The 13,193-nt window shown below is 71.6% G+C and carries 7 protein-coding genes; 2 read left to right on the top strand and 5 right to left on the bottom strand.

Annotated features, from left to right (window positions below):
- Nucleotides 1-263: 263 nt before the first annotated feature.
- A complete protein-coding gene (locus tag BDK92_RS36605) occupies nt 264-1,676 on the top strand; it encodes a methyltransferase (protein ID WP_246017432.1) in 1,413 nt (470 codons plus the stop codon).
- 34 nt (nt 1,677-1,710) lie between these two features.
- Here BDK92_RS36605 and BDK92_RS36610 read toward each other — a convergent pair whose 3' ends face one another.
- The 4 genes from BDK92_RS36610 to BDK92_RS36625 form a co-directional block, all read right to left on the bottom strand.
- The gene (locus BDK92_RS36610; protein ID WP_170208826.1) at nt 1,711-5,748 is read right to left on the bottom strand and encodes a non-ribosomal peptide synthetase; all 4,038 of its coding nucleotides are present in this window, start codon (nt 5,746-5,748) and stop codon (nt 1,711-1,713) included.
- 870 nt (nt 5,749-6,618) lie between these two features.
- Nucleotides 6,619-10,005: a CHAT domain-containing tetratricopeptide repeat protein gene (locus BDK92_RS36615; RefSeq protein ID WP_121160891.1), complete on the bottom strand. Its 3,387-nt coding sequence runs from the start codon at nt 10,003-10,005 to the stop codon at nt 6,619-6,621.
- A gap of 65 nt (nt 10,006-10,070) precedes the next feature.
- Nucleotides 10,071-10,688, bottom strand: a complete 618-nt coding sequence (locus BDK92_RS36620; RefSeq protein WP_121160893.1) for a hypothetical protein — start codon at nt 10,686-10,688, stop codon at nt 10,071-10,073.
- Nucleotides 10,685-11,032 carry a hypothetical protein gene (locus tag BDK92_RS36625; protein ID WP_147457261.1) on the bottom strand — a complete coding sequence of 116 codons (348 nt, stop codon included), beginning with the start codon at nt 11,030-11,032 and terminating at the stop codon, nt 10,685-10,687. Before BDK92_RS36625 ends, BDK92_RS36620 begins: the two co-directional genes overlap by 4 nt.
- Nucleotides 11,033-11,393: 361 nt before the next feature.
- Between BDK92_RS36625 and BDK92_RS36630 the strand changes: the two genes are divergently transcribed.
- Nucleotides 11,394-11,717: an acyl carrier protein gene (locus BDK92_RS36630; RefSeq protein WP_121160897.1), complete on the top strand. Its 324-nt coding sequence runs from the start codon at nt 11,394-11,396 to the stop codon at nt 11,715-11,717.
- On the opposite strand, the gene BDK92_RS36635 is transcribed toward BDK92_RS36630, so the two are convergent.
- A complete protein-coding gene (locus BDK92_RS36635) occupies nt 11,695-13,149 on the bottom strand; it encodes an AMP-binding protein (protein ID WP_121160899.1) in 1,455 nt (484 codons plus the stop codon). The two genes, BDK92_RS36630 and BDK92_RS36635, sit on opposite strands and share 23 nt — an antisense overlap.
- Nucleotides 13,150-13,193 lie beyond the last annotated feature (44 nt).

The raw sequence follows: 13,193 nt of genomic DNA on the forward strand, positions 1-13,193 counted from the left end.
TCCGCGCCGGGTGCGCCGGAGACCCTGCTGACGTCGAACATGGTGGCAGCAACCAACATTCTCGCCTCCGGTCCACGGCAACGGCACGACGGATCCGCCCCGTCGTGCCGTTCCGGGAGTATCGCAGAACCGCACCGGCACACCAAGGGGCCGAACGAGAACCGTCAATGGTGACAGTGATGTTGACGGCACCGTCGCGACGCTGACAGCATCGACGACGTAGATCACCGACACCGCCGGTTCTCCAAAGGAGGTCGCTGCCCGTGGCCATCACTGTGTGCCTGCAGTACGACGACGTCGAGCACGCCAGCGGCTGGCTGCACCGGGTGTTCGGGGCGACCCAGCTGAGCTGGCACGAAACCGACGGGCGGGTGAGCGAGGCCGAGCTCGACCTCGACGGCACCCCGCTGCTGCTGCGCTGCGCCACCGCCGGGGACGTCGTACCACCACCGGTGCAGGTGCCGTTGCTCGTCACGGTGGAGGCGCTCGACACGACGTACCGGCGGGTGCTCGCGGAGGGCTCGGCCGTGACCGGGGCACCGGAGCCGGACCGCGACGGACGCCGCGCCTTCACCACCACCGACCCGCAGGGGTACCGGTGGACGGTGACCGAGGCGACGGTGACGGACGTCGACGCCGACCGTCTGCTCGGTACGCTGACCGACCTGTGCACACCGTACGCGGTGCGGGTCCTCGCGACCCTGCGTGTGCCCGACCGCATCGACGCCGGTGTCACCGCCCTCGAACCGCTCGCGTCGGCGTGTGGCGCGGACCCCGACGCGCTGGGCCGGCTGCTGCGATACCTCGCCCACCGGGGCGTGGTGTCCGAACCGGAGCCGGACGTGTTCACGCTGACCGGCGTCGGGCGGCTGCTCTGCGACCGGGGGGCCCCCGGGCAGCGGGACTGGCTCGACCTCGATGGTCTCGGCGCCCGGATGGACCTCGCCTACCGGGGACTGCTGCACTCGGTGCGTACCGGCACCGCCGGCTACGAACAGGTCCACGGCCGCACCTTCTGGGCCGATTTGGACGCCGAGCCCGCCCTGCGTGCCTACTTCGACGCGCTCATGATGAGCCAGCAGCACGTGACCGCGCCTCAGGTGGCGGAGCTGTACGACTGGTCCGGCGCTGAGCACGTGATGGATGTCGGCGGTGGCAGCGGCGCGCTGCTGGCCGAGCTGCTGCACCGGCACCCGCACCTGCGCGGCACGTTCGTCGACCGGCCGATCGCCGCCGAGGCCGCAGCCCGGCGTTTCGCCGCCGAGGGCCTGGCCGAGCGGGTCACCATCGTCGCCGGTGACTTCTTCAGCCCGCTGCCCGGCGGTGCCGATGTCTACGTCGTCTCCCGCGCGCTCACCGACTGGAACGACCGGGACGCCAGCGCGATCCTGCGCCGGTGCGCCGACGCGGCCGGCGCGGCCGGCCGGGTGCTGGTGGTCGAGGTCCTCCCCACCGAGCCGTATGTTCCGTACAGGTCCCCGTTCGACCTGCAGATGCTCGCCGTCGTCGGTGGACGCGAACGGGGGCTCTCGGACTTCCGCGACATCGCCTCGGCCGTCGACCTCGACATGACAACCGTGCTGCACGGCCGCGCGGGGCTGACCGTGATGGAGTACGTCGCCGCCCGCCGCACCGAGCCGGCCAACGTCGGGGAGGGGACGCGCGTCTCCTCCTGACCGACCCGCCCGCGCTGCCGCCCGGCACCGCCCCTCAGCGGTGCGCGGGAACCGGCAGTGCGCGGCGGTGCGCGGCGAGCAACGGCCCGATGAGCGCCACCGCGTCGGGACGCATCATGTGTTCGTGCCGGCAGTCCAACTGCAGCTCGGTGATCCCGCCCTGTACCAGGGGGTGCCACTCGTCGACCGTCTGCAGGTTCACCGGCCGGCTCCGCATGGCGGTGAAGAACAGCAGGTCGCCGTCGAAGGACTCGGGTCGGTACGCCCGGGCCGCCCGCATGTTGCGCAACGCCACCCGCAGCAGCCCGGCGATGCGGTCCGGACTCCAGTCGGCCAGCGCTCCGGGGTGTCGCCGGATCACCTCGACCACGTCCGGCTCCGCCAGCGACTGCCCGTCGAGGATGGCCGGGTCGTAGCCGAAGTCGGAGAGCACGACGTTGAGCAGCACCCGCCGGTGCTCGACGCTGTGCAGCACCGGATCGCTCGGATACGCGTCCAGCAGCGTCAGCAACGGCACGTCGCGCCCCCGGCGGCGCAGTTCGACGGCGGTCGCCCAGGCGAGCAGGCCGCCCAGCGACCAGCCGAGCAGGTGGCACGGTCCCTCCGGGTGCACCGCCCCGATCTCGTCGGCGTACCCCGCGGCCATCTCCTCCAGGGTGGGCTGCCGGTCGGTCAGGGGGTCGTCGACGGCCAGGCCGGGCGACTGCAGCCCGTAGACCGGGTGGCCGGGGTCGATGTGCCGCAGCAGCACCGAGTAGCACCAGCTCAGCCCGGTTACCGGGGGCAGGCAGAACAGCGGCACACCGTTCCCGTCGGCACGCAGCGGCAGCACGACGTCGAGCGCGGTCGGTCTGGCGTCCGGCCCGTCGGCTGCCGCCGGTGCGGTCGTGGTGGTGTCGAGGTGCGCGGCCAGCCCGGCGACCGTGGGGTGCGCGAAGACCGCCCTCAGGTCGAGGTCCACCCCGACCACCGTACGCAGCCGCTTGGCGAGCCGAGCCGCGCGCAGCGAGTGCCCACCGAGGTCGAAGAAGTTGTCGTCGACCCCGACCAGCGGCAGGTCGAGTGCCTCGGCGAACAGCCCGCAGAGTACTACCTCCCGATCGGTGCGCGGGGTCCGTCCGGTCACCGTCGAGGTCGGGTCCGGCACCGGCAGCGCGCCCCGGTCCAGCTTGCCGTTGGAGGTCAGCGGCAGCTCGGTCAGTACCTGGATCGTGGCCGGGACCATCGGTGCCGGAAGCCGGGCGGCCAGGTACGTCCGAAGCGCCTCGGGGTCCGGTGCCGTACCCGTGGGGGCGGGGACCACGTATCCGGCCAGTCGTGGTTCCGTACCGGAGGTGTGTGCGACCACGGCGGCCTGTGACACCTGCGGGTGCGTCGCCAGGCACGCCTCGATCTCGCCGGGTTCGATCCGGTGACCGCGCACCTTCAGCTGGGTGTCGCTGCGTCCGACGAAGACGAGCGTGCCGTCGGCCAGGTGCCGTACCCGGTCGCCGGTGCGGTACATCCGGCTGCCCGGTGGCCCGAACGGGTCGGGTAGGAACCGCTCGGCGGTCAGCGCCGGCCGGCGCAGGTAACCGCGTGCCACCTGTACACCCGCCAGGTACAGCTCGCCCTGCACGCCCACCGGCACCGGGCGCCCGTCCGGGTCGAGCACGTAGCAGCGGGTGTTGCGGAGCGGGCGGCCGATCGGCACCCCGTACACCGGGTCGTACGGCTCGGTGCAGTCGTGGTCGGTCACCGCGACGGTTGCCTCCACCGGCCCGTACAGGTTGTGCAGTCCCGGCCCGAGCACGGCGGTGTAGCGGTCGACGAGGTCGGCGGGCAGGACCTCGCCGATGCACAGGGTCAGGCGCAGCGAGTCGCAGGCGCCGGTGCTCGGCTCGTCCAGGAACTCGCGCAGCATCGACGGTACGAAGCCGGTCACGGTGATCCGCTCGGCCCGTACGAGGTCGGCCAGGTAGCGCGGGTCACGGTGCCCGTCGGGGCGGGCGAGTACCGCCGTGGCACCGGCCAGCAGCGGCGAGAAGTACTCCCACACCGACACGTCGAACGTCGCCGGTGTCTTGACCAGCACCCGGTCGGCGGCGCCGAATCCGAAGTGCTCCTGTGTCCACAGCAGTTGGTTGACCAGCGCCCGGTGCTCCACCAGCACACCCTTCGGTCGGCCGGTGGAGCCGGAGGTGTACAGCACGTACACCGGATCGTCGGTGCGCAGCGCCCGGCGTCGGTCGGCGTCGGTCGGGGCGTCGGCGCGCCGGTGCTCCACGGCCTTGACGGTGGCCGGGTCGTCGAGCACCAGTGGGCGGGGTCCGGTGTCCGGCAGGCCGGTCAGGGACCGCTGGTCGGCCAGCAGCGCCGCGGGTTCGGCGTCCCGCAGCACGAAGGCCACCCGGTCGGGCGGGTACGAGCCGTCCAGCGGCAGGTAGGCCGCACCCGCCTTGAGTACGGCCAGCAGTGCCACCACCTGTGGCGTGCCACGCGGCAGCGCCACCACGACGAGGTCGCCGGGCCCGACGCCGCGGCTGATCAGCTCGTGGGCGAGCCGGTTCGCGCGGGTGTGCAACTGCCGGTAGGTGAGCGTGTCGTCCCCCGCTGGCGGCACGTGCGGGTCACCGGTCCCGGTCGCGGCGCCGACGAGTGCGACCGCGTCCGGGGTGGCGGCGGCCTGCCGTTCCAGCATCGTGACGAGCGTGATGTCGGGTACGTCGTGGACCGCGCCCTGCCACTGCCGCAGTACGGTGCGCCGTTCCCGCTCGTCGAGCAGGTCTACGGCACCGACCCTGGTCCCGGGCCGCTCGGCCAGTTCGAGCAGCAGCCGTACGAAGCGGTCGTGGTGGGCGGTGATGTCGTCCTCGGTGTACAGCGTGGGGTTGGCGGCCACGTCGATGCGGACCCGACCCCGGCGCTCGTCACCGTGCGCGTCGCCGTAGACGTCGAACGAGATGTCCTCGATCGGGCCGGACTCCAGCACGTGTGCCACGGTGACGTGCCCGGCGACCGGTGCCTGGTAGCCGAACGGCATCACGTTGACCGACGGGCCGAACGGGCGGTGGCCTTCACCGCGCAGGCCGAGGTCGGCGCGCAGGTCCTCGAGGCGGTAGCGCTGGTGACGCAGCACCTGGCGGACCTCGCGTGAGGCCGCCGCCAGCACGTCGGCGAAGGACATCGCCGGTCGCACCTCCAGGCGCAGCGGCAGCACCGTCATCATCATCCCGGGCGTCGCCTTGGCCAGCCGTCCCCACCGGCCGGTGACCGGGAAGCCGAGTACGACGTCGGTGGCCCCGGTCATCCGTTGTACGTACACGGCGGCGGCCGCCACGATCGTGTCGGCCCAGGCGCCGCGGCCGACCGCGCCACGCAGCCGCTCGACGTCGGCGGCGGGCAGGTCGACCCGGCGGCGCAGTACATGGTGCGCGGCGCGGGCCGGGCGGTTCGACCGGCTGGAAAGGCTGAGCACCTCGGGCCGGTCCGCGAACCGCTCCAGCCAGAACGCGCGGTCGTCGGCGAACCGGGCCGAGTCGCGGTACGCCTGCTCGTCGTGCCGGACCTTGGGCAGCGATCCGATCGTCGTCGGTGGCAGCGACACTCCGTCGGTCCATGCCGCGTACAGCTCGGCCAGGCGTCCGGCGACCAGCGCGAACGCGTAGGCGTCCAGTACGACGTGGTGGAAGCGCAGGTAGTACAGGTGCAGGCGGGGCGAGACGGTCAGCAGCGCGCTACCCACCAGGTCGTCGGTGAACAGGCCCACCGGCCGGGCGAGGTCGGCCCGCATCCACCGCTGTGCCGCACCGGCCGGATCCCGCTCGCCGGTGAGGTCCAGTACGGTGAGCGGCCGCGGCGGTTCGGCCGTGATGCGCTGCATCGGCTCGCCACCGTCCTCGCCGAACCGGAGCCTGGCCGCTTCGGTCTCGGCCAGGGCCCGGTGGGCCGCCTCGGCTAGGGCGGTGATCTCGACCGGCCCGTGGATCTCCAGATAGCCGCCGATGTTGAAGGCCGGGTTGTCCGGGTCCAGCTGCTGGGCGAACCAGACGCCGGACTGTGCGGCCGACAGCGGTTGAAAAGGATCGGACACGGTACTCCAGCCTGTCGTCATGCACACTGTGCCAGCACCCGGTGACAATGACCCGACGGCAATGACGGCATTGCCCATTCAGACGATATTGACGGCGCGGGCCGGTCACGTCAACCCGTCATCGCCGCGACCCGGTTTCGAAATGAGCGCGGACCGTATCCGGGTCGGCAATGGCTGGGGCCAATTGACACCAGTGCCCGGAAAGCGTGGAATCGGTGTGATGTCTCCAGCGGCCGGGCGGTCACCGGACGCTTCGCGCAACGGGTCGACCCCGACGACACCGTGATCGGAGCGTCTGCTGTGGACAGGCTACGGAGCGTCCAGGTCAGACGCCTGCCGGATGCCTCTCCGAAGTGGACCTTGTCAACCTTCGGGCGGTCCCATAGTCTGGCTCGCGGAAGTGGCCCACCCAATGCGCGCCAATGGCGTTCACTGGCCGGGGCGCAATTTGCCGCACAATTTCCTGCTCTGCTGATCGCGTCAAGCTCCTGACGTCGACCACAACCAACGCGCCCTTTTTCTGCCCGTGACGATCGCTGATCAGGGCGTCGGTCGTACGCGCGACGGAATGCGGCACTTCCGGTTCCTGGTGGTCGGCAACGCCTGTACTGTGCGGAATTCGGTCGCGGCGTCGACGTGCGGGTCTGTGTGACGCTGGGCGTGGGTTGACGGCCATGCTGACGACCGTGATCCTGTCGTGAGTACCTGTTCCTGTGCCGAATTATGCAGTTGATCGTGCTCGGTCTCCGATCAGTGGATGCGGATCATGCTGGCGGACACCCTCGGCATGTGACGCCGGCCGGCGCTGGCGGGTATCGGACGTCGCGTGCCCCGGCGCCAGCGACTGAGGATTTCGGCCCGGGTGCAGTGTCAGAGGCCGGCGTGGATGAACGGCGCCCAGACTGTGGGCTGGCGTGGTTGGCGGTCGCGCAGCCCACGCACAACCGCGTGCAGAGCATGGCTGCTCCGCTCCGGTGCGATTCCGGCGGTCGTGGTGATCGCGGCGTAGACGCCCTGCGCGACCTCGACCGCGGTGTGATCCCACACTGACCAGAGCGTGCCGATGACGTGCCGCCATCCGGCGTACTGCATGGCGGTGACTAGCGTGATGGCCTCGTCGATGTCGGTGATGGCCGGCGTCGCGGTCTTGCATGCCGACAGGAATGCGAACTCGCCGCCGTTGTGCCGTGCGCGGGCGAACTCGTCGGGTCCGATCAGGCCGTTGGCGCGCCAGTCGTGCGGGACGAGTCCGCCGAGGGATGGATCGGTGAGGTTCTGCGTGCCATGGCAGGAGGCGTGGACCCAGCGGTGGCGGGTGAGCGCCGCAGTGACGGCGTCGTGGGTGGCATCGTGCCCGGCAAGGATCGTACGTCGCTGCTCGGGCAGGAGTCGGCTGAGCAACCGTTGCTCGGTGGCGGCGCCAGGCAGGGGTGGGTGGCCGGGGGTGTCGGGGAGTGCGACGACGAGCAGGCGACGGTCGGCCATGGGCGTGTCGCGGGACCGGGCGTGGGCGAGCGCGCGGAGGGTGGGCGTGTACGAGGAGATGACCCGGTCGATCACCGTATTGCCGGCTTCCCCGGCGTGGTGACCGGCAGCGTGCAGCGGCAGGACAGTTAGGGCGCCGGTGGGGCACCACCATACCCGGGGCGGTTCCGTTCCGGACGCGGCGGCGTGCCCGAGCGCGTCCAGCACCGGGCCGGCGATGCTGTCCCAGAGCCACTCCAGCGCCGAGGTGATCGCCCGTTCGAGCGTCAGTACCCCCACCGGGCCGGGCGGGTTCGACTCGTGGAGCTGCAGCGCGTTCAGGTAGCGGTTGGCGGCGTGCAGGACCGCGTCCTCGGTCAGGTCCGGCAGCGGCACGGTCACCACGCCGGCGGCGGTCACGATCAACGCGTCGCACCGCCACCGGCTCACGTTGAGGATGATGACCGGCCCGGCGTCGGAGTCGGGCGTCAGCTCGCGCAGCGCCGGCGGCCGTAGGAACGCCGCCGGGCGCGGGAATTCGGGGGTCGGGGGTAGCGCGCGGACCCGTTCGACGAGGTCGTCGAACTCCTGCGCGGCCCGCATGAGGGCGTCGCTGGAGATGCCGGTGTCGGCGGACGGCGCGTCGAGCAGGTCGCGGCAGCGGGCTACGCCGGCGGCGAGCTCAGGGTGTGCCTGCCGGAGCGCGTCGAGGTCGGTGCGGGTGTCGAGTAGCTGGGCCCACAAGATGCCCCGCCCCTGCTCCAGCAGTTCCACGGCCACGTCGGGGCGACCGGCGTCAATGGCGCACGCGGCGGCCTCGCAGCCCAGCGTCGTCGCCGCGGTCCGGACCAGGTGCCGCAGGTCGGCGCGCGGGACGCCGCGCCAGGCGAGCAGCGGGAGGAGCCCGATCGCGGCGGTGTACATCGGCAGCGCGGACGCGGGGCCGCTGTGCTGCGCGACGGTACGGGCCCACAGGCGTGCCGTCACGAGTCGCGTCACCGCCGGCGCGCCGGTGACCGAGGTGGAGCGTGCGAACGCACCGAGCGCCTCGGCCAGGTCCGCCGCCGTGCCGCGTTCGAGCAGGTTGCGTCCGAGGGTCAGCAGGGCGTGGGCGACGTCGGGCTGTCCGGCCTCGAACAAGTCGACCGCCAGGCGGCTGACGCTGATGCTCTCCGTCAGGTCGGCTTGCGCGCCGCTGTCAAGAAACCGGCTACGCAGCAGGTCGCCCAGGATCGAATGCCAAGAGCCCCGCTCGATGTCCCCGGCGCGACGAAGGTCGATGGCGCGACGGGTGGCCGCGATGGCCTCGTCCAGGTCGTCGGCGGCTCGGGTGTGCTCGAACCGGACCCGCAGGGCCTGGCCGAGGTTCGACAGGTGCTTGCCGGCCGCCGCGCTGGTCGACGGCGTGCCCTGCGTGGCCTCCCGGGCGGCGGTGACCGCGCCGTCAAGGTCCACGGTAGAGCCGGTCCACTCGAACCGCTGGCGCAGCCCGTTGCTCAGGTTCGACAGCCGGCCGGGCCGGTCGGGGTGATCCGGCGGGGTGAGCTCGACCGCACGGCGGGCGGCGTCGACGGCCTCGTCGAGGTCCTGCAGGGATCCGTTGCGGAAGAACCGTAGCTGCAGGGCGGCTCCCAGACTGGACAGCGTCTCCATCAGCATCGGATGTGCCGGCTCGGTGGCCGCCACCGCCCGCCGGCTGGCGTGGACGGACTCGTCCAGGTCGGCGGCCGAGCCCGTGCGCTGGAAACGAAGCCGCAGGAGATTGCTCAGGTTGGACCACCGCCCGCCCGTCGAGGACGCGTCGGATGCCGGGTCACGCAGGGCCTCCCGGGCCGCGTCGATCGCCTCGTCGAGGTCGTTCGCGCCGCCGCTGCGCTCGTACCGGACCTGGAGGGCGGCCGCGAGGTTGCTCCGGAAAGCCGCCCCGTGCGGGTGATCGGCCGGTGTCGCCGCGACCGCCCGGCGGGCAAGCTCGACCGACTCGGTCAGGTCGTCCGCGGCGCCCGCGAGCTGGAACCGGTCGAGCAGTGCAGGGCTGAGCACGGACAGCGGGATGTTCGCGTTGGGGTCGTCGGCCGCAAGCGCGTCCAGTGCCTGCCGCGCGGCCACGATCGTGTCGTCCAGGTCCGCGGCCACTCCCGCCCGCGCGTACCTTGACCTGAGCGCGTTGCCGAGGTTCGACAGGCAGGCGGCGCGGTGCTCGTGGTCGGGCGATGTCTGCGCGACGGCCAGCCGACCGAAGTGGACTGCGGCGTCGATGTCCTCCAGCGCGCCCGACCGCTCGTACCGGAGCTGCATCGCGATGTTCAGGTTTATCAGGTACACGACCAGGTCGGGTGCCCCGGCGGGAGTCTGTTCGGCGGCGGCCGTCAACATCTCGACGGCCCGGTCCAGTGCGGCCTCGTCGTCGGTCGACATCGCCTGATGCAGCAGCTGCAGGGCGGCTGGACCACCGGCGGCCTGCTCCGGGTACCCGCCGGAGGCGAGGTACCGCGCGACGGGCGGCGGCACGGCCTCCGGGTCCACGTCGGCGATAGCCGCGAACAGGGCGAGCGCCTGGTTCAGATCCTCCTGGTCGGGCCCCTCTGGCAGGGCAAGGTACCGGTACCAGTGCAGCCAGGCGAGCACCCGCACCACGTCGAGCGGAACTCCGTCGTCCCCCGTCGCCTGCTCGTACAGCGCGCCGGACTGGGTCACCGCCTCGTCGTCCAGCAACGGTCCGGAGTCACCTTGCTCATGTGCTTCGATGCGGGCGACCACGGCTGCGAACAGATCCTCGAGAGGGGATGTCACGACCCAAGTCAACAGGTCCGTGTGGCTCTACCCAATCTTCTGACGCGTATCTGCCATTTTGCCGCCTACAAGGGAGGCTCAGCCGGGTTGGCCACAGGGATGGACAGCGCCGCGCGGGCGTGCCGGTAACCAGGCAACAACCACGCCGGGCCTCGGCCCCGATGCGCGCTGACGATCCAGACGACCTCGACGGCGATGGCTGCCAGCACGACACCCGTCGCGATCCATCTGCCAGCGTTGCCGTCACGGGGCACGAGGATCGCCGCGAGGCCGCAGAGGTGGGCCAGGATACCGGCGTCGTACGTCGACCTGGCAGAGCGGAAGTACCGGTCAGCCAGCCACGTGTCCTTTTGTTGTACGTCGCTGGCGCGGGCTGCCGCAGCCGCGCTGACCGGCTCGTCTCCGGCCTCCCACGCCATCCGTTCGGCCGGAGTCGCCGCATACAGCAGGCCGGCGAACGTGAACTGGATCGAGAAGACGAACAGAGTCGAGCCGACCGCGAAGGCGACGATGCCAACGGTGCCAAGCCGCGGCGGCCGGTCCCCTGTGATCAGCATGGTAAGCGTGGCGAGGCCGAAGCCAGCCAACAGCGGAGCGGCCACCGTACCCATCGCCCGCATCGCGTCGGTGCGCCCCAGTGGGTACACCACCTGCCAGCGACGCTCTGGCTGGGGCGTACTCATGCGCCGTCTCCGCCTGGGCGGGCCGGCGGATCGATCGGGCGCCCGGCGATGGTCGGCGCGGCTGAACACCACGTTTCATGCCGGCCGGCCGCGTTGCACTCCGGGCACTCGTCGAGGGAAATCGGCGGAGCTCCTCGGGACGCCCTAGCGAGCATGCTCCGGCTAGCCACGCCGAGCGCCGCGCCATCCATCCGGACGAGGACGAACCGCACGGACTCGTCGTTGGCGAAGAGCCGGTCGAGAGCCTGGGCGACGGCAACGACTCCCGAACCCGCCGGCAGGTCCAGCAGGAGCGCATCCTCGACCGGCGCGTCCGGGTCGAACAGGATGTCAAATTCGTTCACGGGCACTCCTTCAGCCGTCCCACGAGTGGACACCCAGGTCCCGGACGCGAACCGCTGAGGCCGTCGCACTCCGGATACTATCGCCCGGACCCGGCACTCGAGCATCTCGCCGCGAAGGCCCTTGCCACTCTCTGCTGATGCGAAGAGGTTGACGAGCCATGCCGGGGCCTCGATCTACGGGGTGCGCGGATTGTGACCGCGGGTACGGTCACACCCGTAGGCTCGTACCTCGACAAGGGTTCACGTCAAGTCGATCCGGCGAAGTGTGCGGTGACGACGGCCGCCTGCCTGGTCGGCACAGCGTGGACGGATAGATGGGCCTGATAGGCTCGGCGCCGCCACCGCTGGGGAGGTCCGCGCGATGCCCGACTCGTCTCTCGACCCGACCGTGGATCCGGCCGTGGATCCGGCCGTCGAATCCGAGGTCCTGACTCGTGTCCGGGAGATCTGGTCCGAGGTGCTCGGGGTGCCGTGCCCGCCCGACGGCACGTTCTTCGCGCTCGGCGGGCACTCGCTCGCCGCGTTCTGGATCGTCGCCCGGATCGAGCAGGACTACGGCGTGAGCGTGGATCCCGCCGGCCTGTTCGAGGACCCGGACGTACGTCGCTTCGCCGCTCAGGTCGCCGACCGGGTACGCGGGAGGCACGGCGACCAGTCTGTGGCTACGCCAGGTCCCGACGCCTAATCTTGCCGGAGCTCTTGCGGGCGACGCTCGCGACCACCTCGTACGACATCGGCACCTTGGTCGGCGAGAGGTGCTCGCGGCAGTGCGCGGCCAGCGCCGTCGCGGTGGGCGGTCGGGCCGCGTCCGCCGGTACGACCAGCGCGTGTGCGACCTGTCCGAGGTACTCGTGCGGTCGCGGCACCACCGCCGCGTCCGCCACCGAGGAGAGTCCCAGCAGCACTGCCTCCACCTCGGCCGGGTAGACGTTGGCGCCGCCGACGTTGATGACGTTGCTCTTGCGGTCGACCAGGTAGAGGTAGCCCTCCTCGTCGAGGTATCCGAGGTCACCGATGCTGAAGAAGCCGTCCCGCTCCGGCAGCGCCGGCCCGGTGCCGACGTATTCGGGCTGCCGGGAGGACGTCGACCGCAGGTAGATCTCGCCGGTCTCGCCGGCGGGCAGTTCCTTCCCGTCCTCGTCGAGGATGCGAATCTCGCAGTCCGTCGGGCGGCCCACGCTGCCGGGGTGGGCGAGCCACTCGTCGCCCCGGATCAGCACCGATCCCACCCGCTCCTGGCTGGCGTAGTCCTCGTAGACCCGCTCGGGGCCGATCAGCTCGAGCCAGCGGCGCTTGACCTTCTCCGGGCACGGCCCCGCGCCGTGGTGCACGCCCTCGATGGTGGACAGGTCGAAGTCGCCGAGGTCGGGGACGTCGAGAATCATGCGCATGAGGGCCGGCACGATGCGTACGTAGCTCACCCGGAATTCCTGCACGAGGCGGGGAAAGAGGCGCGGTACGAAACGTTCCATGAGCACTATCTGGTGGTCGAGCGCGAGTCCCTGGTAGAGCGCGCTGAATCCCGCGTGGTACATCGGCAGCACGACCAGCTGCACCTGTTCGAAGCGCATCCCGCGGGCGCGTTCGCTCGGCGACAGCAGCCCGTCCGGCGGGTACACCCACGGTTTGCGGCGCAGGACCACCCGCGGCAGCCCGGTGGTGCCGCCGGTCAGGGACGCCGACCTCGGTACGCCGCGCGGCGGGATCGGCCCGGTCGGGTAGCCGCCGGTACGCCAACTGCCCGCCGGTACGGTGCTGCCGGGGCCGCCGACACTCAGGTGCTCGCCGAGCGCGGTGGCGATCGCGGCCCGTTCGGAGGCGGTCGCGTACGGGTCCAGCGGCACCACCAGCGCGCCGAGCTTCCACGCGGCGACGGTCGCGACCACGTGGTCGACGCCCGCAGGCAGCGCCACCGCCACGGTGGTCCGCTCCGTCACCCCCGCCTCGGCCAGGCGGCGCGCCGCCGCGTTGCTCTCGCTCGCCAACCGCGCCCAGGTGATGCTGTTCCGGGTCCCGTCGGGGGCGACGGCGATCACGGCGGGCCGATCCGGGTGCGCGGCCGCGAGCTGGCCGATCCGCGTACCGATGCTGATCTCTTCGGAACCCTCTAGCGACATCGACGACCTCCCCCGCCGGAACCACACCGGCCGCACGGAACGTT

Origin of the sequence: Micromonospora pisi, assembly GCF_003633685.1 — a bacterium.
GTDB lineage: Bacteria > Actinomycetota > Actinomycetes > Mycobacteriales > Micromonosporaceae > Micromonospora_G > Micromonospora_G pisi.